The organism is Candidatus Poribacteria bacterium (assembly GCA_009839745.1).
In the GTDB taxonomy this organism is placed as follows: Bacteria; Poribacteria; WGA-4E; order WGA-4E; family WGA-3G; genus WGA-3G.
Map to the genome: position 1 here is coordinate 1 of VXPE01000087.1, position 22,145 is coordinate 22,145.

The window sequence follows — 22,145 nt, forward strand, 5'->3', positions numbered from 1 at the left end:
AAAATGTCAAGAGAAAATCAGGAGGTGCAGTTGCGGTCTCTTGTCGGATCACAGAGAGGGTATGTACCACGCACGCATCCGTAAGTCGTTCCCGTCGCCTACACGCATCGCAACAGGCACACGCCCGCCGCTCGACTGACGCCACTTTCACTCCGTCAGACTCCATTCCGCTACTGGGTCCATCCCGTCTCCCTTGCGTTCCGTTCCGTCGATGGACGCAAGAACCGGGGTGCCAAAGATGGCGTGTCAGCGGAGACGGTTCACTGCACATCGGGTACGAGGCATGCGTCGCAGGCTTTGGAATGACACGTCCCCGATGGCGTTCACACGCACCGCTGACACGCCCAAGAGAGCACCCCGTAAAGAGCGTCCATCGACTCCACTGCTCTCCAGTCCGCCTACTACAATCTCTATTCTCGCACTTTCCAGCACCGTCCGCTTTCTGGCGAAAGGTATTACACCTCTTCGTCTACTTCACCGTTCCGAAGCCTAAAGAGCGTGTAAAGAGTGCATGTTCTTGCGAACAGCAGGAATGCCATTTTTAGACAAATGGCAGGAACACGCGGAAGTCGGCTTCTCCACTGTGCTATTGAGGACCCAAAGGGTTCTGGAAAAAGAATTACATTACGTATCGTGCGCACTCGGGTAAGGTGCCGCTTTCTGGCGAGGCGTAGGATTGCCTACGGCTTCACTTGGTCACACTTCGCAGGCTCCGCTTTGACCGCGTTTGCCTTGCCAACCACCGCCCGCCAGTCGCTACTTCGCTTGTTTCTCAAGCAACGTGCCCAGAAGACAAAGACTCGCCAAGCGGTACCGCCGTTCTGGTTCGCACCGTGCCAATAACAAAGTCCGCACCGTGCTACCCGCCACTCTCTTCGCTACGGTTGGGCTCCGGTCAGCGCACTGTGCTTGTGCCTGTGCGATGGCTTGGCGTCCGCTTACCGCTCCAAAAAGCTCCACTTACGCTACCGACTACGCCACGCCTGTCACTGCGCAGGCGCGCTTCCCTGCGCGCACCCTCCGCTTGTTGCGCTATCAACGTTCCTCTCACAAACAAACCCGCAACCCGCTAAAACAATACACCCACCCGCATTCCCTGCTGGGCATAGTGATATTAAGGTGCTACGATGTTTATCGGGAACGGTGGCTTGGGGCTTTACCGCGACAGGCGGCTCCGGTGCGTCCAGCGTTTCCATTCCGGCTACGTTACGTTACCTTGCGTTGCATTGCGGCTACATTCCGTCCTTGCGTTCCATGCCGCTACGTTCCATTGCGTTCTGCGACAGCGATATTTCTGTAGAATGCCGATACGCCCCTACGTTGCGTTAGCGTCTCCGTTCCATTGCGTTTGGCGTGCGTTTGATTTTTGTAGAGTGCCGGACGCAAGGTTCCTTGCGTTCTGTGTCCCTGGCGGTCGGATGCGGTGTCCGTTCAGGCTTCTGTTCGATGTTTGTAGAATGCTCCAGCACCGCGTCAATAACAAAGTCCACGCAGTGCTTCCGCAGGAAGTGGACAAACACACGCGGTCGCTTTCGCCTACACTTCACGGCATTCCGCCTACATTTCGCCACCGCCTACAGGCAGGAATCGGACACTTGAAAAGATAAGACTCTCGATTACGAGATTGAAACCCTCTTGATTTTTTTCTCCCCCCGTTTTATAATATCCCCATCAGTTAAAATAAGAAGATTCTCGATTACGAGATTGAAACTTGATAACTGGCGCGAGCGATAGACTCGGTGCGTTTGGTTGAAATAAGAAGATTCTCGATTACGAGATTGAAGTTAACACGACATTATGAAAAAGTAGGTAACTCTAAAATCTACCATAGTTTGTGTCCGAAGATGCACAACCTAACAGGTTATGCTACAAAGATGACAACTTGTGTTAAAACAGCAATGAAAACGTAGTCCGTAACGGAGTGGAGGCGTTTTTGCGAATCAACGCTGAATGCGCGTGTGGCATTCAGCGGGGAGTTTCTTCAGCTCCAACGCGAAAATCTTGAAGTTTCAAACCACGTTACTTCTCCGCAAGGAATAATTAAAAATGAAAATACTTATAACTGGTGCGAGTGGTAGGCTCGGCGAGTTTGTGATCCGAGAATTGGCGGATCAGCACTCACTCGTCCTCATGTCGCGGAGACCGCCACCTACTGAATTCTCGCACCTCCCATTTATTCAAGGCGACCTGAACAACTTTGAAGACTGCCAGCGTGCTGTTGAAGGTGTAGACGCTATCCAACACCTCGGTGCCCAACCGGGTCCCGTCGATCATCCGGATATGCGCGCAGATGCTGAACAGAGAGGCATCCCTTTCGATGCGACCTTCAAAACGAATATGCTCGGCACTTACTACCTCATGCAAGCCGCGATCGAGGCAGGTGTCCAAACGGTCGTGATGTCCGGCAGCAATTGCGCATTAGGACACGGCTTCCGAATTAGTAAAACCCACATCCCGATAGACTACCTGCCTATAGATGAAGAGCACCCGTGTTATCCTGAAGATTCTTATAGTTTCTCTAAACGGTGTGGTGAAGATTTGTTAGCAAGTTATACCCGCGCTTATGGCATCCGAACCTACGTTACACGTCCTGCCGGTATCAGTCCAGAAGAACGGAGAAAGCAAATGGCAGAGAACGCCAAACCGACAACCGCGTGGACCCCGTGGCTCTGGTGTTGGGTAGGGAGTGAAGATGTCGCGAGTGCGCACCGTCTGATCATGGAGAAAGCGGATACGCTACCCCCACACGATGTCTATTTTCTGAACGCCGATGATACTTCCGCGTTAGAATCTTCTCAAGAATTGGTTAAGCGTTTTAAACCCGAATTTCTATCGAAGGTGAAAACGCTTGAGGGACATCAATCGTTTATCAACTGTGATAAACTGAAAAACGCTGTTGGATGGCACCACGAAACATCATGGCGATAATTTTTAATTTTGCTTGCGCGCAGTCAAGGCGATTCGGCAAAAGCCTCTTCTTGTTGGTTTCGCATGCGTGTTTTTGCTTGGGTGTTTCTGCGTATTGTTGCGTGCTACGATTTTTCACTTTCAAAGGAAATATCATGCTTTTCTAATGTTGCTTGCGCGCAGTCAAGACGATTTGACAAAAATCCCTTCTTGTTGATTCCGCATGCGCCGTTGTTGCATGCTACGATTTTTCGCTTTTGGAGGAAATATTATGTCAACCAGTGACAGAGTACGCATCGGGGTCGTCGGTGTAGGAAGTATCTCCGTGCGCGGCATTCTGCCCCATCTCACGCAAGACGACATCCAAGATAGATTACAGGTAACGGCTGTCTGTGACCCTGTCCCCGGCAGGGCAGAAGCGGCATCTGAGAAATTCAACGTCCCGTATGCGTATGAAACCTATGAAACCCTTTTAGCAGACGGACATGTAGATGCAGTCAGCATCGCATCGCCTATCGGTTTGCATTATGAGCAGGGTAAACTTGCCATTGAACACGGGCTCCATGCCCATTTCAACAAAACAATGACGACTACCGTCGATGAAGCGGATGACCTGATCGAATCGGCGGCGCGTAAAGGCGTGAAATTAGTGGCTTCCCCTGGCGAGATGCTCCGTCCGATCCATCAAGAAATTCGCAGCCTTATTGCTGATGGTGCCATCGGAACGTTGACGTGGGCAGCCGCTGGTTCTGCCTTCGGAAGATACCACGAAAACGAATCTGTCAGACATGGTGACGATCCTCTCTCCAATATCAATCCGGCCTGGTATTTCCGCAAACCCGGGGGCGGACCGCTCTATGATATGACTGTCTATGGCTTGCATACACTGACCGGCATCCTCGGACCTGCGAAACGTGTAACAGCGTTCTCCGGTGTGCGTCTCAAGGAACGCGAATTCCGAGGTGAGATGCTCCCGTGCGATATGGACGATAATACCTTTATTTTGCTTGACTTCGGCGAGGCATTCTACGGCTTTGTCTACGGTGCCGCCGCTGGTTCCGTCGTCAGAGGTAGGCTGGCAATTCACGGCACCCATGGCACGATTGAAGGCAATTTGCTGAATGGGAACCCCATTGATGCCCCGGATGGGGAACTCCCACACGTTGTGGGACAGCATCGCAGCATTCAGGAATCGCACGTCTATGAGGATATTATGCAGTTAGTGGATTGGATCCGTGAGGATAAACCGACGATCGTCACAGCGGAGCATGCCCGGCACGTCATAGAAATTTTCGATGCAGGCTACCGATCCGCACAGACTGGACAGGCACAAAACCTACGCACTACATTTTAAGAGTTTTCAGTCATCAGTCCCCAGTTTTCAGTTAAGAGGTATTTGCTTGGTCTTTGCTTTACATTTGGAGCGCAGACCAGAGGTCCATAATTAAAAATATGCCAAAAGCTTTATGTATCGGTGAACTCCTCATCGACTTCGTCTCTACAACCCCTGATGTGACGCTTGCAGAAGCCCCGGGATTTGTCAAAGCCCCAGGGGGTGCCCCCGCGAATGTTGCGGTCGGCTTAACGAAACTCGGCATAGATGCCGGGTTTATCGGTAAAGTCGGCGCAGATGCGTTCGGGGATTTCCTACGCGAAACGCTCCAACAGAACAGGGTCAATACCGATTACCTCATCGCAGGTGAAGGATCTCGTACAACCTTGGCCTTCGTCGCCACGCGCTCTGATGGTATGAAAGACATCACCTTCTATCGACATCCGGGTGCCGACATCCAACTCTCGCCCGATGAAATAGACGCCAGCTATGTCCAATCGACAGAACTATTCCACTACGGTTCTGTCAGCCTCAGTCACTCGCCGAGTCGAGAAGCGACCCTTCACGCAATCCAGTCCGCAAAATCGGGGGGTGCGAGGCTCTCCTACGATCCGAATTTACGGTTGATGCTCTGGGATAACGAGAACGATGCGAAGCACTGGATCTGGGAAGTGATGCCCTACGCAGATATCGTCAAAATTTCGGAAGAGGAGTGGGAGTTTATTACGGACGATGTCGAATTGACAAATGGGGTTGATCGTATCCTTGGACTCGGTGTGAAACTACTCGTTGTCACGTTAGGCGAACGCGGGTGCTATTACACGAACGGTTCCGCTGAAGGCTATGTTGATGGATTTGAGGTGGAAGTCGTGGATACCCTCGGTGCAGGAGACGCATTCGTCGCGGCGATGCTCACCCAACTGATGCTGCATGCAGATCTTACATCACTTGAAAATGACCAACTTAACGCTATTATGCGATATGCCAACGCAGCAGGCGCGTTAGCAACCCAGAAAGTCGGCGTAATTCCTGCGTTACCAACGCCTGCCGATATTAAACATTTCCTATAAGAGACGCTTATACAGAAGCATTCGGCTTTTTATAGCACATCTATTGAGGTCGTGTCCAACAACATTCCTGAAACAAAGGAGACAACATAATGGAATCCCCATATCGACTTGGTGTTTTATTATTGATCTCATTCATTATTTTGATTATTACTGTGGTGTCGGTACAAGCCGCTACTTTGAACGTTACTGTGACAGATGCCCGAACCGACAACAGACTGAACAACGTGTCTATTACCGTCACGCACGAAGACGGTGCTGTTACGCAAGGTGTTAGCAGCGCAACTGGTGCTCTTGAGATTTTAGATTTAGCCACTGGGGTCTATACAATTACTGCTTCCTCCCCCGGTTATACCGAGGCAGTTATGACGGATGTCGCACTTGCTGACGACGAAACGAAGTCGGTAGAATTTGCCCTCTCTTCAGAAGTGATCCAACTTGAAAAGGTCTCCGTTACGGCATCGCGCCGTCGGGAAAAGGTGCTCGAGGCACCAGCATCAGTTGCTCTTATTGGGGATTCGGAAATAAAGGACCGGGTTGCGCCAAGTGTTACGGAGCATTTAAAATCGGTGCGTGCGGTGGATGTTGTGACCGCTGGATTGGGAGCGTCGTATGTTGTCGTCCGTGGTTTCAACAACGTTTTCTCGGGTTCACTTCTATCCCTCGTTGACAATCGGATTGCGAGTGTTCCTTCACTGCGGGTCAATAGTTACAGTTTGATTCCGACTATAAGCGAGGATATTCAACAGATTGAAGTCGTATCGGGTCCTGGCGCAGCACTCTACGGTCCCAACAGTGCGAATGGTGTCATGCACATTATCACTCGTTCGCCGTTCACTTCCCAAGGAACAACCGTCAGCATTGGTGGTGGTGAACGGAGTATACTCATGGGCTCTCTTAGACATGCAGGCGTTGTCAATGAGGCGATCGGTTATAAGTTTTCAGGGAATTATTTTCGTGGAAACGATTGGCAAGAAGGACGCGCCAAAGAAGATATTGAAGGCGAAGGAGGACTCATATTTGATACCTACAAAGCCAGCGGCGAATTTCGCGTCGATTATAGTCCAAGCAATGATACGACCGCAATTCTTGCCAGCGGTTTCACGCAAGCTACTGGCATTGAATTGACGGGGATTGGTGCAGGTCAAGCCCAAAACTGGACCTACGGTTACCTGCAAGGACGGTTCATTCACAAAGATCTCTTTGCACAAGCTTTTTGGAATCGGAGCAATGCTGGGGATACTTATGTCGTGCGGAGCGGTGATCCGACTATTGACAATTCCGACCTATATGTCGGGCAGATTCAGCACGGCTATAGTTTTGGCGAGTGGCAGCGTTTTACTTATGGCATGGATGTGTTGCTGACCCGTCCCGATACGGAAGGGACAATCAATGGCGTCAATGAAGAGGATGACAGCATCAATGAGATAGGTGCGTATTTGCAGTCAGAGACCAAAATCCTGCCGCAGTTAAAGTTCATCGCTGCGGGACGGGTTGATGACCACAACCAGCTCGAAGACATCGTCCTTTCACCGCGTGTTGCACTTGCTTATCAACCCAACAACGATCACAATTTGAGAGTAACCTATAACCGTGCCTTCAATACGCCGAGAACCTCCGACCTGTTTCTGGATATTCTATCAGTTGGAGACGCGTTCGGATTAGGTACCAACTTCCAACCCGTGTTAGGCTTCAGTCCGAATATTGACATACGGGCACAAGGGGTCCGCTCCGAAACGGGATTCACCTTCAAAAGGAGTGCGGACGGTCGTCCAGAATTCCGTTCTCCCTTCTCGCCGTTGGCAAAACTTCCATCAGAGACACATATTCCACTTGACGATCCTGTCTTCACCAACGTTATGTGGAGTATCGGACGCAGTGCCGTCATGAGCGGCGTGCAGCCGATTTTTGAAGCAGGTCTAACCGCACAAGGTCTCCCTGTCCCGGTTGTTGAGGCACTCTCCGATGGGCTTGACACCCTCATTCCGCAGCAGGTCGTTGGTGTAAAAAATGTCTTACGCTCGCTGGATCCGCAGGCAGGTGACTTTGTCGATGTTGAAGATGTGAACGATGTGACCCCGCTTAAACCAACGATTACACAAACTTATGAGGTCGGTTACAAAGGCATCCTCATGAATAAATTGGCTTTCTCTGCCGATGTCTACCACTCAAGGATTAAGGATTTTACCGGTCCTTTGGTTGTCGAAACCCCAAATGTGTTCTTGGACCCTACCACGTTAGGTGCTTCGCTCGGTAAACAGATTACTGTAGCGTTAGCCGATCCGCAAAATGCGGCACTTCATCAGGCACTGCTTGCATTTGATGCCCCGGCTCAAGGCGGTAATGGCAATGGTTCGCCTGTTGATGAGTTGGTGAAATTGTTCGTGGCAGGCACTGAAAACAACGGTCCTGCTTTCATACCTTTCGGCACAGTGACACCCGAACAGGCGGCAGACCCAAATGCTATTATGCTGACTTACCGGAACTATGGGGACATTTCGCTCAACGGGTTAGATCTGAGTTTTACCTATTATCTTAACCCAAGTTGGAATTTCGGTGCCAATTACTCGTTTGTCAGCAAGGATCTTTTTGAGGACGTTGATGGACTCGGGGATATTGCCCTCAACGCACCTAAGAATAAATTCGGGGCAAGTATTCAATATCTGAACGCGGATCTCGGATTAGGCGTGGGACTTCGGACGCGTTTTGTGACTGGCTTTCCGATCAGATCCGGGGTTTACGTCGGCGATCTTGAATCGTATTACACAATCGATGTGAACGCAGGTTACGATCTGCCAATCGGTCCGAGACCCCGTTTCTCGTTGACAGTCCAGAATCTACTGAACCGTAGGCACCAACAATTTATCGGTTCTCCAGAAATCGGGCGTTTGTCGATGGTGCGCTTGACGCAAACCTTCTAAGCTTGATATAAGATGTCGTAATGTCCTATCTTCGCCTTGCTTTAACAATGTACATGGGCCAGGAGAAATAGAAGTCATCACCTTCTGGCTGGACAGTGTAATGCTCTCGTGCCTCATCAGGCGAGAGTTGTGCAAACGCATCACGAATTTCTTGAACGACCTCCGGTGTGTTTTTCTCCGGACGTACCCACCAGAGAAATGACATCTGTGCGTTCCGGACGTGTGCCGTCTTTTCAAGAGAAAATCCAGCATCTATAATCATCGCATCCCATTGCGAGGGTGGGTAGCCATACACATGCGAGTTATCTCGGAGTCTCTCAACGCGGTTCTGCCACGCTCTCAATTTCTCTGATTCCGGTGAGACAGAATCGGTCATGCAGAAGAGTCCGTCTGTCCGCAAAACCCGATGGACCTCGCTTAAGAATGCCCGCACATCTTGAAAATGATGTGGTGCCAACCGACAAGTTACCAAATCCAACGAGGCATCACCAAATGGTAGCGCCTCAGCAGCGGCGACGGAAAACGTGATATTTTTTATCGCTTGCTGTTGTGCCAGTTCAACTGCCTTCTCGACCATTTCCGGGGTTAGGTCGGTCGCGACAACATGTGCCACCTTGGGTGCGAGAGCAAACGCTGTGAAACCTGTTCCAGTAGCGATGTCTAACGTCTGTTCCGTTCCTTTAGGGTCTGCAAAGTCGAGGAGGACGTTTAGCGTATTCCCTGTAGCATGAATACGACTCTGTGCGTAGTAGTCGGTATGTTGGCTAAATTGGTCGCGAACTGTGCTATGGATGGTTTTCTTATTCTGCAAATCCCTGAATCCTGGTTCTGACAATTAATTGAAAACAATAACAGCGGCACGCGTTTTCATTTTTTCTTCTACAGTAAAGATTCCAGATAACTTCTCGCCTTACGCATGGAGTCAATGGGGTCGGACTCCCCTTCATAGACGACCGAGAGGCATCCGTTATAGTTAACCCCGCGCAGAATATCTAAAACGCGAGGATAATCCAACCATTCCTCCACGCCGCTATCAATTTGATAGAACTTCGTGCGGACATAAACGGCATGAGGTGCGGTCTGTTCAATACTTGCATAGCAGTCATAGTTAGGATGTGGAGAGCCGCGATGCCCACTCGCGCCGGGGGACCCTGCGTACTGTCCAGTGTCTAAGATATGTGTGAAATAGGGATGATCCGTTTCATTCAGTGCCCGTAAAACGGCGGTCCCATCGCGTGTAACGTTGTTGTGGTTGTGATTCTGTAGCCCGACGAGGATTCCTGATTCATAACCGTATTCAGCGACCTCCTTGAAGGCTTCAATCATCGGTGGCCACAAAGTCTCTTCATCATCATAATCCTCAGGAACATAAGCGGCAAAGACTCGGACGATTGGACAACTCATAAAAGCGGCAACGTCAATCCACTGCTTTATGAGGGCGACTTGTTCGGGATGCTCAGCAACGGGACGTCCAAAGTTGTTGCTAACCCCGATATAACCTAACGGCAATCCTTTCCGTGCGAGATCTTTCTTCAGGTCTCGTAGATAGTCTGCATCGGTGGATTCAAACGCGCTTGAATGTAACTCGATAACATCAAAACCGAGATCGTACACGATTTGTGCGAAAGCAGAAGCAGTCGTATTTCTCACATTCAGAGACATAGTCCCTAATTTCATCATAAGGATACTCTCCTTTTATTGTCCTAATGGGAATACTTTCAAGGGCGTTTGTCAAACCCGTTCTCTGTCCCATCGGTGTATTCTTGCAGGGCTGTCCGGGCTTGCTGATGTAACGCTACGAGGAATTTCCGCAAGGTTTGCTGAAGATTATGAAGTTGATACCGGTCCTCCTCAAGGTCTTGAATGCGTGAATCGAAAAGTTCCAACCGGTTGAGTCGGTCAAAAATGTCCTCAATCAGGTTCAGGGTTTCGGTGAATCTCCGCCTTTCGTCTTCAATCTGCTTTCGCTCCTCTTCGAGGTGTCGAATTTTATCTGACATGTCCTCGAGTTCTTTGCGCGTCTGTGCCAACTCTTTTTGGAGATTTTGCGTAAAATTTATTAATTTATCTAAGGTATTGGTTGTTTTATAAACCGGCTGTCCCGTATTACTAAAATTGATTTGCTCCTGCGACGATGGGTCCTTTTCCGTTGACAATGGTGTAGCAATTTGATTCGGTCGGTTCACCAACTCGGACGCATCTGTCCCTCCAAAAATGCCTATTAACTTAATATGATACGAAAACTGGGTATAAGCTTCTCTTCGCTCGCTGTATGTAACTTGCACCCGTATCTCTTCATCAACCTTCAGGTCACTCAGGCGCGCATGTATATTCCGAATGACTACCTCATTGTATCCGAATGAGTTATTTTTCTTTGGATTCAGTTGTCGGAGGTATCGGTAAAGTTCTAACCCGTCGGTGCTCTCGCGTTCCAATCCTTCGGCTGTTAAAACACCCACGACTTCAGGATTGTCAGGTTCTGATGTTCCATACTCGTGAGGTATGACGATATCCAGGGGCACTTCTCCGTGAACAGCCTTCATCCCGAGAATCCAGTCTGTCGCCGATGTTCTACTACTGTATACAATGAAGTCGTAGGTAATTGCCATAGTTTTCTCTCTTCATGAAAGCGTCCATTTTTGTAAAGTGATTTCTGAATCCCGATGCATTTTTTGTAGGTTGACCCTCACATTAGGACACCCTAACCTTCGCGAACTACGTCTGTAATCTCGACACAACTTGCGGCAGTTTCGGTATACAAGAGGTACCAATCCCTTCAACAGCGAAAGATGCGACACAGTGTGCGAAGTTGAGTGCCTCTTTGACAGAACGACTCTGATAATAATTAATCAAAAAGGCGGTGGCGAAAACATCACCTGCGCCTGTTGGATCCACCTCTGTAACGGAGTAGGCAGCGGATTCAAGCTGCGTCCCATTTTGAAAAAGGGTTGCCCCTTGTGCGCCTTGTGTTAGGACAACAATTGAAGTTAACCCGATATATTTTTCAAGTTCATCTGGATAACTCCGGAGATCCTCATCACTCAGGATTAATATATCAATATGCGGTAAGATGTCCTTTGCTGTTCCCCATCGCTTTGCCGCAACCCTACCGCTGGCATCCCACTGTCGGAGCCAGCCTTGCGGTGTTGCCCCTATTAACGTTTCGTCGCTGAAACAGTGAACGACTTCAGTAGAAACCTCATCTGCGATCGGACACAAGTAGGCTATATCACTGGTCCGCCATTCAAGGGGGATGTCGCTTTCCCTTAATTGTTGTGCACTCCCAAGGATAAATTGCTGCCTGCGTCCCTTCGTATCGTATTGGTTATCAAAGATTGTTGTCTCAGGCGATTCATGATAGACAGTCTTTATGCCTTCCAACAGTGGATTCTCCCGATCAAAGTCCGATCCAACAGCTGTAACCGCCCGAGCATGGTGCCCGAGATTTCGCGCAGTTAGGGTTGAATACGAAGCGGATCCACCAAGGATATAACCGTTTGGCGAGACATCATAACAGAAGTGACCGACCGATAGAAAAGTCGTAGGCATCGGAGAGGATATATTCATTTTTGCGTTATAATTCAAAGACAGACTCCATCTGTGCCCACCATTCGTCCGGCTGTGCCTCCGCTACAGGTTCTTGGAAGGTTCTCATCAATTCGTCCCAAGCTTTGCATTTCGGGTTCTCTTCGAGATAGCGCGGAAAATCGCGTTCTATATCAAAGGTATCAATTGTTTCCATTGCCATAAACAGACGGCATCCGAGCAGATAAATATTCATCTTCGTGATGCCAACTGCTTTCAGCGCATCAATCACTTCGGGCCATGCCTCTCGGTGATATGCCTTATATGTTTCAATAACGGACGGATCGTTTTTGAGATTCAGTGTTAAGCCGTAGTGCTTCATTTTAGTTTTTTTAGTGCCTTTCGGATTATTTCAGCAGGATCAACCGAAACTCTCTTTTTGTCAGTATTTATATGATACCAAATTTCAACATTTTCGTCAACTTTTTTTCTTCACTTGAAGTAAGAGTATACATAGTGCTATAATAATTCTTGGACTCACAGACAGTACCTGAATGCACCACCAAGGCAGGGAAAAGAAAATGAAGGTCCTTCTTAGGAAAAACATCCCAAATGCCCTTCTCATTTCCATCGGGCTTCATATTCTCCTGATGATGCTACTCGGCACCTTATACCGGCAAAGGCTCGAGTGGCAGCCCAACCCCGTCACAGAGTTTGACATCGTCAAAATTCGATTGCGGAGTTCCGTGCGTCCATTGAAAAGGCTTCGCCACCTGCCCCTACAACCCTCTACAGTCCCTGAAGCCAGGCAACAGATGGAAACAGTCGAGGTCCAACCTCCCACGCTTCAGACCGCAGCGGCACCAGTATCACCTCAAGATGCCATTGTTGAACTACAAACCCCCGAACTTGCCGTTACTGTGCCAGGAGAACGCACCTACGGAAAGGGGTTACGCGCGAAACCTGTATCAGGATTAGGCAGCAGCGGTGGAGGCAGTGGATTGAGTTCACGTATATCAGGTCATGGAAAAGCCGGTAGTGCTAATCGTGGATTTTTAGGCGGGACGAACGAGCAACCCACCTCCGATATTGGAGGACTCACGCTTCCCGATTTAGCACTTACCAAGATAGGGAAACATATCGTCGCAAACCGAGGAACCGATCTCGTTGACATCGTCTTTGTTATTGACGGCAGCGGGAGCATGAAAAACGATGTTGCCGCAGTGCGTGAGCACCTCAGTTCTATGACAGATCTCTTCGACAACGCGAATATCGACTTCACTATCGGCGTCGTTACCTTCCGGGCTGGAACCGGATATGGTCTACTCGGTTTGGACTTTGAAGTGATCTCTCAAATGCGTTCGGTTTCTCAGATTAAGAAGGTGTTGGCACAACTGAAATTTCGCGGAGACGAGAACGGTCTGGACGCACTCATCCGAGCCGCTGATGAGGTTACATTCCGACAAGACGCTGAGGTGCATTTCATATTTGTCACAGACGAATATGTAAGCGGCGCGTACTCTTCAATAGACGTGATGGTAAAGATGAAAACTGCTAAAATCAAGGTAGATGTTATCGGACGCGACGAACCCTTTCAGAAGTTCATTGCAAAGAGCACAGGTGGTTTATGGCTGCCGATTTCAAGCCTCACGATCCAGTAACACTACAGTCAAATAATGGTGATATCAATGCCCACAAAGGATAAACACTACGCTTTGGGATTGGCACTTCTTTTCCTTGGCGTCAGCGCATTTACCGCCAGTCATCATGAAATGTGGCGCGACGAGATTCAGGCATGGCTGCTTGCCCGTGATAGTGGCTCCGTCTTTGAGCTTTTCGCGCATCTCAAATATGAGGGACATCCGGGCTTGTGGCACCTCTGTCTCATGCCACTTACGCGCATCACACACTCACCTGTCATTATGCAGGTGTTCCACCTCCTGATTGCGGGGGTTACCGTTTATCTCTTCGTCCGCTACGCACCCTTCAACCTTCTCCAGAAATTCCTCTTCTGTTTCGGTTACTTCGTCCTTTATGAATACGCGATTCTCGCGAGAAACTATGCCCTCGGACTTCTGCTAATAACCGTCTTCTGCATCCTTTTCAAGGCGCGTTACAAACGCTTTATCTGGGTGGGTTGCGTGCTATTCCTGCTGGCACATACGAGTGTCCATGCCTTAATTCTCACCATAGCCGTAGGTGTCGCGCTCTGCTGCGAATACGTTTGTCACTGTTGCCGCCTAAACCCGTTTGTCCAAGAAGGCGAGACGACTGCAGATAAACGAGCCGTCTGGATCGGGTTCACCCTTATTGGAATCGGTATTATGACATCAGTTTTGCAGCTCAACCCCCCACCAGATACAGGGTTCGCTGTGGAATGGAAGTTTGCCTACGAATCAGAAGAGTTAAGTAAGGTTATCAAACTCATCTCTCACGCCTTTCTTCCAATTCCCGAATTTTCACTTAATTTTTGGAATAAGCACCAATTAGACATCCACCCCGTCTTCCAGTCCATTCAAATCCCGTTCTGTTGTCTCCTGATGCTTTGCGGGGTGCTGTTATTACTCAAGCGCCCAACGGCGCTCCTCATATATCTCGTGGCGATGTTTGGACTCTTATCATTTTTTTATATTAAGTATTACGGTAGCATGCGGCACCACGGATTCCTGTTTATCACACTCCTAATGACCGGTTGGATTTATAAAGACTGCCCTGAGATAGACTTTCGATCTAAAATTCTCAACGGATTACCGCAACGGTTGTTTTCTCCGTTTTTCACCTTCATCTTTATCTGTCATTTTATTGGAGGTATAACCGCCATTGGACTGGAACACCGACACGTTTTCTCTTACGGGAAACAGGTAGCTGAATATATCAAGGCAAACGACATGCAAGACATGCAGATGGTCGGTGAGATAGATTACGCCGCCAGCACCATTGTCGGATACCTCGAGAAAGACGCAATTCATTACGTACACGGCAATCGCCCAGGCTCTTTTGTCAGATGGGATAACGTCCGCATGCCCGATGCGGATATTCCAGACAGCCAAGTCGTTGAGGTGGCAAACGCCTTGCGGAACCAGGCATCTCAGGATATTCTCATTATCATGAATCGCGCTTTAGATCCAGAACTGATCGCCCAGCATAATCTTAATCTCTTAGCGGAATTCATAGGTTCAATCGTTGATGACGAAGGCTTCTATCTCTACCTCATGCCAGCCCTTTGATACACTTTCCCTCTTGTAGGACGGATCTCCGAATCCCGACTCTTTCTGATAACTGACTGCTGAAAACTGAATGCCTCTGATAAGTAAAACTTTTTGCTTGACAGAATTTGCAAGAAGTGCTACCATATTAAATGTTGTTTTCGTCGGAGATACACCAAAAACGGAGAGTTTCCTAACACATGCCGAAACGTAAAAGAAAGCCCAGGAACGTCGATGCCTCGGACGTGAATGGAGAAGGTAACGTAGTCCTGCATGAGACAGTTCCCTTGCAACTGCGCTATTATGGCGATCCAGTCCTTCGTAAAAGAGCCAAACCGGTTGCAGAGATCACAGATGCAGAACTCCAGTTCGCTGAACAGATGTTCATGACGCTCGAGGGTACAGGCAACGGCATTGGACTTGCTGCAACGCAAGTCGGTGTTTTGAAGAGGATCATCATCATTAATATAGGTGAAATTGACGATGAAGTATATGAACCGTTGGTGCTGTTTAACCCCGAAATTCTCAGTTCTGAGGGAGAAATTGTTGCCGAAGAAGGATGCCTCAGCATCCCCGATGTGACGGCTGATGTGAAACGTCCAGAGCGAATTGTCGTTGAGGGGATTAATGCCGAGCGTGAATCCATCCGTATTGAAGCCGACGGTTTACTTTCGCGCGTGCTGCTACACGAAATAGATCATCTCAACGGAGTTCTTTTTATTGATCGGATCGGCGGATTAAAGCGTCGTCTGTTGAGCGATGAATTGTTGAGACTGCAACGGGCTGAACGCCCTTCTTAAAAGTAGTAGGCACGCTCCGGCGTGCCGTTACATGTTGAATAGCTTATGCCAAAACAGAAACTTGAACCTACCCTACAAGCAAAGCTGGACGACCTCTATACGTGCTTACACGCGTATGAGAAGGTCATCGTTGCGTTCTCCGGCGGTGTTGATAGCACATTTCTTGCGGAGGCGGCACAACACGCACTCGGTGATAACGCGCTTGCCGTTACCGCCATTTCGGACTCTTATCCGATCCGAGAAATGCGAGCCGCGCAAGATATCGCCAGACAGATCGGGATCCGCTTTGAAACCATCCACACACAAGAATTGGATTTGGAAGGTTATGCGAGCAACCCGACGAACCGATGCTTTTTCTGTAAGACGGAATTGTTCGATAAGTTGCGTCCTATCGCTGAAAAATACAACGTCGGAACGATTGTCTACGGCGCGATCCCAGATGATGTCGGTGACCACCGTCCAGGGATGGATGCTGCGAAGCAGATGGGCATCCGAGCCCCCTTGATCGATGTCAATCTGACCAAAGCAGAGATTCGCGAGATTTCAAAGGCGTGGGATCTTCCAACATGGGACAAACCGGCGTTTGCGTGTCTCTCCTCACGGTTTCCTTACGGGATGCGTATCACCCGCGAACTCCTGCGACAAGTAGACGCCGCCGAGCAATTTCTCTATGACTTAGGCATCCGTCAATTCCGTGTTCGACACCACGGCGATCTTGCCCGCATTGAGCTCGAAGCAGCGGAAATTTCGCGGATGCTTTCAAAAACCGTGCGCAGTGACATCAGTACGCACTTCAAAACACTCGGATATACGCACGTCGCGCTCGACCTGCAGGGGTATCGCTCCGGGAGCCTAAACGAGGGGGTCACGACTTCGTAATATATGTCCTATCAACAAACACAACAACTTACCGGCGTAGAGACTTTTAGTTGGAAGAAGTGGGATGCTTGTACACACTGCGGACTCTGTCTGCCAACCTGTCCAACCTATCGAGAATTAGGTTTAGAAACGGATTCACCCAGGGGTAGACTCTATCTCATGGGGAGTGCCTTCAAAGACGAAGATGCCACTCCACTCAACGAAGAATGGTCAGAATATATCTATCGGTGCTTAGACTGCCGAGCGTGTGAAACCGCCTGTCCTTCCGGTGTTCACTTCGGAGAATTGCTTGAGGAGGCACGTGCTATCTATGAACAGAACGCACCCCGCTCCGCCGCTTATCGGTTCTGGACGAACCTCGTCTTTAAACAAATTCTACCGAATAAAGAACGATTGGACCTGATCTTTGAGTTGATGTGGCTCTATCAGCGACTCGGTATCCGATGGCTCGTTCAAAAGATGGGTCTCCTGAAACTGATGGGACAACTCGGGCAGATGGAATCATTACTCCCGAAGATCCCATCACCGCGATTGAAATATACGATACGCGACATTACACCTGCGGAAGGCGAAACTCGTTACCGTGTCGGATTCATACCGGGGTGTATCATGAACCAAGTCTTCACTGAGACGAACGTTGCAACCATTCGGGTCTTGACACAGAACGGCTGTGAAGTGGTTACCCCACGCCAGCAGACCTGTTGTGGTGCGTTACACCTTCACAACGGTGTTCGAGATGTCGCTTCGTCTCTCGCGAAACAGAACATTGATGCATTTGAAGCGGAGGATTTAGACGCGATCATCATCAATTCAGCCGGCTGCGGTGCGACACTCAAGGAATACGAGGCACTTTTAGAACACGACACGGCTTATGCTGAGAAAGCAGATCATTTTAGCCATAAGATGCGAGACATCAGCGAATTCTTAGCCGAGATCGAGATGGTCGCGCCGAAAGGAAAAATCGAAAAACGCGTTACCTACGATGAACCGTGTCATCTCCTTCATGGACAAAGCGTCCAAGCGCAACCCCGTAAGGTTCTCCAAGCGATACCCGGGTTGGAGTTGATTGAATTAACCGAATCCGAATGGTGTTGCGGGAGTGCTGGCATCTATAACATCACACAACCGGAACTGTCACAGGAAATTTTAGAACGGAAGATGAACCACATCGCGGAAACCGATGCGGACATCGTCGCGACAGGCAATCCGGGGTGCTTGCTCCAGATTCAACTCGGCATTCAAAAACGTGGCTTATCCATGAAAGCAATGCATCCTGTGAATCTTTTAGACTACGCGTATCGTGGTATTTCACCAGAGGATTTTCTACCTGAGCAGTAGTTCAAGAAGTGTTCTATGTAAGGGAACGTTGATGTAAGTGGTTTCGTATTAAAATTAGTTGCGGGAACGTAGCCAGCAACAACGGCGCGGGCGGATATACGGCAGAGACGCTTCAAACTTCAAATTTACTTGACCGAACTGCAAAGTAATTTTAAAAAATGTTTTTATCAGACAAAGATATTATCCAGTACATCAATAAAGGGAAAATCAAAATCTCCCCCGCGCCTGACTTGGAAACACAACTCGGTAGTTGTTCTATCGACTTCAGATTGAGCAACACCTTTCGTGTGTTTGAGCATAGTAAATACCCATACATCGATCTGCGTGCAGAGATTGATACGAATGACCTGATGCGGAGGGTTGATGTCCCTGACGGGGATGCCTTCACGATGCAGCCGGGTGAGTTCGTCTTGGCAGCAACGCAGGAAACACTTGAATTAGCAGACGATGTATTGGCACGGCTCGAAGGCAGAAGTAGTTTGGGCAGACTCGGTATTATCGTCCACAGCACCGCCGGGCTTTTCGATCCGGGTTGGATCGGCATTCCTACTTTAGAGTTAGGGAACCTCGGTCGTATGCCGGTCAAGTTATATCCGGGGATGCGGATCTGTGCGTTCACTTTTGCGCAGCTTTCCTCAAGTGCCCATGTCCCGTATCAACTCAAACCTGCGAACAAATATGCCTGGCAAGACGGTCCAGAGACGAGCCGCTTTGCCAAAGACATTGAATTTTCGTAGGAGCGACTTCAGGGTTGCCCTCTTGGGAGCAGCGATCTTTGAGTGGGGACTCGGAGGTCACGCGACCCCGATCATCATGATAGGGTGCCTCCGCAGCTGCGCGCAAAAAACGGGCAATGTTATGCCTAATAATTTAGCAATATCTTGGAATGTTTATGATTAGGTGTGAGGAAAAAATTGTGGCAGCAATGCGTTCACGCTGTCGCTCTCGCTTTGCCCGCTGTGTCTCGTGATTCCACGCGAGAATTAACCTATTTCCGTCAACAAATGTTGTCCCCTACCCGGTTACAATTGGTTGGCATAAATTTTGCTTAACCAATCAGTAAGACACTCGTCAAGTGGTATGAGTTGCACGTTCAGTTGACAGAGTTAGGACATTTTTTTGAGTTATCGAAACGGGTTTAGGAACATCAAGGCTTTTGTGCCGCGATTTCCAAACCCCGTTTTATCAGATTGTAGTCTCGGTCCTTGGATCGAGCAAGTTTTGATTTTTGATAGCAAGTTTCGGCTATCAGGTTACACCGAAGGCGTTTCGGCGCTAACTTAGCCGAACTTAGGAGGATATGTAATGACACCAAGTGAGGTGGTTGCACTTGCAAAAGACAACGATATAAAGATAATCGACCTGAAATTCATGGATCTGCCGGGGATGTGGCAACACTTTTCCATGATGGCAGATGAATTGACCGAAGACCTTTTTGAAGAAGGTGCCGGTTTTGACGGTTCGAGTATCCGCGGTTTCCAGGCAATTAACGAGAGCGATATGTTGCTCTTCCCAGATCCGACGACCGCCCTCATCGACCCGGTCTGCAAGGTGCCGACGCTAAGCATCACGTGTAACATCAAAGATCCGATTACGTTGGAGAACTATACACGCGATGTCCGGCATATTGCTCAGAAAGCAGAGGCGTATCTCCAATCCACCGGAATTGCGGATACAAGTTACTGGGGGCCTGAGGCAGAATTCTATCTGCTGAACGACATTCGCTACGGGCAGGACCAACATTCCGGCTTCTATTCTGTCGATTCTGTTGAAGGCAGTTGGAATTCGGGACGTGAAGAGAACCCGAACCTTGGGTATAAACCGCGTTATAAAGAGGGTTACTTCCCGGTACCGCCATCCGATACACTTCAAGACCTCCGGTCAGAGATCTGTCTCAAGCTCATGGAAGCTGGCGTTGATGTGGAAGTTCATCACCACGAAGTCGGAACCGCAGGTCAAGGTGAAATCGACATCCGCTTTGGTGAGTTAACCACGACTGGCGATAAGATTGCGTTGTATAAGTACATCATCAAGAATATGGCGCGCGAAAACAATTTGGTCGCGACCTTCATGCCGAAACCGCTCTTCCAAGACAACGGTTCCGGAATGCACGTGCACCAAAGTCTCTGGAAAAACGGCAAGAACGTCTTCTACGATCCACAGGGATATTCGCTTCTGAGTGAGGATGCTCTCTATTACATCGGTGGTTTGCTCACGCATGCCCGCTCGCTCTGTGCAATCATCGCTCCAACAACTAATTCCTATAAGCGATTGGTCCCAGGATATGAAGCACCCGTGAACATCGCTTACTCACAACGGAACCGTAGTGCATGCGTCCGTATTCCTGTCTACTCAAAGAGCGAGAAGGCAAAACGGATCGAGTTCCGCACCCCGGACCCGTCCTGTAACCCGTATCTCGCCTTCAGTGCATTGCTCATGGCAGGGCTTGACGGCATACAGAACCGCATCCATCCGGGTGACCCCCTGGACAAAGACCTCTATGACCTTGAACCCGAAGAGCTCGCGGACATCGAGTCTACGCCAGTGTCCCTCGGTGATTCCTTGGATGCCTTAGAGGAAGATCACGAGTATCTCCTCAAAGGCGATGTGTTCACCCAAGACGTTTTGGACACCTGGATTGATTACAAACGCGAGAATGAGGTCGATGCAATCAACATGCGCCCGCATCCCTACGAATTCTTCCTCTATCACGACATTTAGGTCGTGCGAACTCGGATGTCACGCCATCACAACGACCGTGATGGCGTGATTCCACAGAGGTTTTGCAACATCACTCTTAGGAGTCATCAGTTATCAGTTGTCAGTGAGAGAAGCGGCCGGTATCAACGGAAACGTCTTAACTGAAAACTGTTAACTGTTAACCCAAAAAGGAGAATCGCATGAAAAAGCTAGAATGTATTATCCGCCCCTTCAAATTGGAGGAGGTCAAAGAGGCACTCAGCAGTGTGGGTGTTCGGGGCATGACAGTCAGCGAAGTTCGGGGTTTCGGGCGTAGCCGTGGGCATACTGAACTGTACCGCGGTAGCGAATACACGATCGAATTTGTCCCGAAGTTAAAAATCGAGATTGTCGTCGCAGAAGAGAACGTTGATAAAGTCGTTGAAGCTGTGCAACAGGCGGCTTCGACCGGTAAAATCGGCGATGGCAAAATTTTCGTCCTGCCCATCGATGAAACCATCCGTATCCGCACAGGTGAAAGAGGTCCTGCCGCTGTTTAGTATCGCTATTCATATAGGGGTGGATGTGCTTCATACCCGCCCCTTTTTTCTTGTCATCTGTTCCAATTTATTGGGATACCTTCTCGTTATATTCTCTCGCCTCTATCCTTTCTGATCTCTACTGTTCTCTCTCAATTTTCCCACTTAAGGAATTTTATCGGATATTCACCGAATTTTGTAGAGAGAGTCAATGTGATAGCACCCAACGCCTAAAGGCGTGGGCTTCGGTTTCATAGACAGTGCGGTTTTCTCAAAGAGTCCACCGTCTTATTCCGTCTCCACCTGCGGGAAATTCCCTGAAACTCTTTAGCGAGTCTCAGGCACATCACGTTTATGTCGTGGCTATCCCTGCCCGCAAAATGTTTATCGCAGCGTTGACGTCTCGGTCGTGGTGTGAGCCACATTCAGGACACGTCCACTGCCTATCGTTTAAAGTTAGAGTTTCGTTATGAAATCCGCAATCGCTACACGGTTTTGTTGTCGCTGTCCATTGACCGACTTGGAGCAACTTACGCCCATGTTTTTGACACTTATATTTCAATATCTCCACAAACTGGTAGAACGCAAGATCGGAGACCTTCCGTCCCCACAGGCGTTTCATACCGTCAAGGTTCAAGGTTTCAATCGCAATCGTATCAAACTTCTTACAAAGGCCGCTTGCCAATTGCCACTGAAAGTCTTTGCGTTGGTTACTGATTTTACGATACAGGCGTGCGAGTTGTCTGACACACCGCCACCAGCTGTTAGAACCTTTAATCTTGCGAGAAAGACTTTTGTTGAGAGACCGAAGTTGGTTCAAGGATTGCTTCAAAGGTTGTGGGTGTTGTTTCTTCTCACCCGTGCTCAGCGTCAAATATGCGTCTTTCATACCGAAATCTGCCCCGACACTTTGACCCGTCGTTGGCAGTGGTTTCGTTTCTACAAACTCGG

Annotated in this window: 21 protein-coding genes; 14 read left to right on the plus strand and 7 right to left on the minus strand. The window is 49.1% G+C overall.

The features are described from left to right. The first annotated feature begins 211 nt into the window (after positions 1-211). The gene (locus F4X88_14075) at positions 212-493 is read left to right on the plus strand and encodes a hypothetical protein (GenBank protein ID MYA57417.1); all 282 of its coding nucleotides are present in this window, start codon (positions 212-214) and stop codon (positions 491-493) included. Positions 494-756: 263 nt separating this feature from the next. On the opposite strand, the gene F4X88_14080 is transcribed toward F4X88_14075, so the two are convergent. Further along, the gene (locus F4X88_14080; protein ID MYA57418.1) at positions 757-960 is read right to left on the minus strand and encodes a hypothetical protein; all 204 of its coding nucleotides are present in this window, start codon (positions 958-960) and stop codon (positions 757-759) included. A gap of 167 nt (positions 961-1,127) precedes the next feature. Between F4X88_14080 and F4X88_14085 the strand changes: the two genes are divergently transcribed. From F4X88_14085 to F4X88_14105, 5 genes are all read left to right on the plus strand, one after another. Then, positions 1,128-1,607, plus strand: a complete 480-nt coding sequence (locus F4X88_14085) for a hypothetical protein (protein ID MYA57419.1) — start codon at positions 1,128-1,130, stop codon at positions 1,605-1,607. A 439-nt stretch (positions 1,608-2,046) separates the two neighbouring features. After that, positions 2,047-2,928, plus strand: coding sequence for an NAD(P)-dependent oxidoreductase (locus F4X88_14090; protein ID MYA57420.1), 882 nt, complete (start codon positions 2,047-2,049; stop codon positions 2,926-2,928). Positions 2,929-3,178: 250 nt separating this feature from the next. Continuing rightward, positions 3,179-4,261, plus strand: coding sequence for a Gfo/Idh/MocA family oxidoreductase (locus F4X88_14095; protein ID MYA57421.1), 1,083 nt, complete (start codon positions 3,179-3,181; stop codon positions 4,259-4,261). Positions 4,262-4,359: 98 nt separating this feature from the next. Beyond that, the gene (locus tag F4X88_14100) at positions 4,360-5,310 is read left to right on the plus strand and encodes a hypothetical protein (GenBank protein MYA57422.1); all 951 of its coding nucleotides are present in this window, start codon (positions 4,360-4,362) and stop codon (positions 5,308-5,310) included. Between the two features lie 89 nt (positions 5,311-5,399). Continuing rightward, on the plus strand, positions 5,400-8,228 hold the full coding sequence (locus F4X88_14105; protein ID MYA57423.1) for a TonB-dependent receptor: 2,829 nt from the start codon (positions 5,400-5,402) through the stop codon (positions 8,226-8,228). Positions 8,229-8,253: 25 nt separating this feature from the next. On the opposite strand, the gene F4X88_14110 is transcribed toward F4X88_14105, so the two are convergent. The 5 genes from F4X88_14110 to F4X88_14130 all read right to left on the minus strand — a co-directional run bounded on the left by F4X88_14110 (position 8,254) and on the right by F4X88_14130 (position 12,135). Then, complete coding sequence (locus F4X88_14110) at positions 8,254-9,063, minus strand: methyltransferase domain-containing protein (GenBank protein ID MYA57424.1); 810 nt, start codon at positions 9,061-9,063, stop codon at positions 8,254-8,256. Between the two features lie 44 nt (positions 9,064-9,107). Continuing rightward, a complete protein-coding gene (locus F4X88_14115) occupies positions 9,108-9,908 on the minus strand; it encodes a sugar phosphate isomerase/epimerase (protein MYA57425.1) in 801 nt (266 codons plus the stop codon). A gap of 38 nt (positions 9,909-9,946) precedes the next feature. Continuing rightward, positions 9,947-10,837, minus strand: coding sequence for a hypothetical protein (locus F4X88_14120; GenBank protein MYA57426.1), 891 nt, complete (start codon positions 10,835-10,837; stop codon positions 9,947-9,949). Positions 10,838-10,943: 106 nt separating this feature from the next. Then, positions 10,944-11,813, minus strand: coding sequence for a hypothetical protein (locus F4X88_14125; protein ID MYA57427.1), 870 nt, complete (start codon positions 11,811-11,813; stop codon positions 10,944-10,946). Next, positions 11,803-12,135: an L-rhamnose mutarotase gene (locus F4X88_14130; GenBank protein ID MYA57428.1), complete on the minus strand. Its 333-nt coding sequence runs from the start codon at positions 12,133-12,135 to the stop codon at positions 11,803-11,805. Before F4X88_14130 ends, F4X88_14125 begins: the two co-directional genes overlap by 11 nt. A 172-nt stretch (positions 12,136-12,307) precedes the next feature. Here F4X88_14130 and F4X88_14135 point away from each other — a divergent pair, with 172 nt between their 5' ends. The 8 genes from F4X88_14135 to F4X88_14170 all read left to right on the plus strand — a co-directional run bounded on the left by F4X88_14135 (position 12,308) and on the right by F4X88_14170 (position 21,215). Beyond that, positions 12,308-13,414, plus strand: coding sequence for a VWA domain-containing protein (locus tag F4X88_14135; GenBank protein ID MYA57429.1), 1,107 nt, complete (start codon positions 12,308-12,310; stop codon positions 13,412-13,414). A gap of 27 nt (positions 13,415-13,441) precedes the next feature. Further along, positions 13,442-14,980: a hypothetical protein gene (locus F4X88_14140; protein MYA57430.1), complete on the plus strand. Its 1,539-nt coding sequence runs from the start codon at positions 13,442-13,444 to the stop codon at positions 14,978-14,980. A gap of 179 nt (positions 14,981-15,159) precedes the next feature. Next, the gene (gene def / locus F4X88_14145; protein ID MYA57431.1) at positions 15,160-15,759 is read left to right on the plus strand and encodes a peptide deformylase; all 600 of its coding nucleotides are present in this window, start codon (positions 15,160-15,162) and stop codon (positions 15,757-15,759) included. A 45-nt stretch (positions 15,760-15,804) separates the two neighbouring features. Continuing rightward, positions 15,805-16,638, plus strand: coding sequence for an ATP-dependent sacrificial sulfur transferase LarE (gene larE / locus F4X88_14150; GenBank protein ID MYA57432.1), 834 nt, complete (start codon positions 15,805-15,807; stop codon positions 16,636-16,638). A gap of 3 nt (positions 16,639-16,641) precedes the next feature. Next, on the plus strand, positions 16,642-17,976 hold the full coding sequence (locus tag F4X88_14155; protein ID MYA57433.1) for a (Fe-S)-binding protein: 1,335 nt from the start codon (positions 16,642-16,644) through the stop codon (positions 17,974-17,976). A 158-nt stretch (positions 17,977-18,134) separates the two neighbouring features. Beyond that, positions 18,135-18,713 (plus strand): dCTP deaminase, encoded by a 579-nt coding sequence (locus F4X88_14160; GenBank protein ID MYA57434.1) that lies wholly within the window; start codon positions 18,135-18,137, stop codon positions 18,711-18,713. Between the two features lie 568 nt (positions 18,714-19,281). Continuing rightward, the gene (gene glnA, locus F4X88_14165) at positions 19,282-20,697 is read left to right on the plus strand and encodes a type I glutamate--ammonia ligase (GenBank protein MYA57435.1); all 1,416 of its coding nucleotides are present in this window, start codon (positions 19,282-19,284) and stop codon (positions 20,695-20,697) included. A 179-nt stretch (positions 20,698-20,876) separates the two neighbouring features. Next, positions 20,877-21,215, plus strand: coding sequence for a P-II family nitrogen regulator (locus F4X88_14170; GenBank protein ID MYA57436.1), 339 nt, complete (start codon positions 20,877-20,879; stop codon positions 21,213-21,215). A 331-nt stretch (positions 21,216-21,546) separates the two neighbouring features. Here F4X88_14170 and F4X88_14175 read toward each other — a convergent pair. Next, positions 21,547-22,145 (minus strand): IS200/IS605 family element transposase accessory protein TnpB (locus F4X88_14175; GenBank protein ID MYA57437.1); only part of this gene is annotated, 599 nt, incomplete at its 5' end.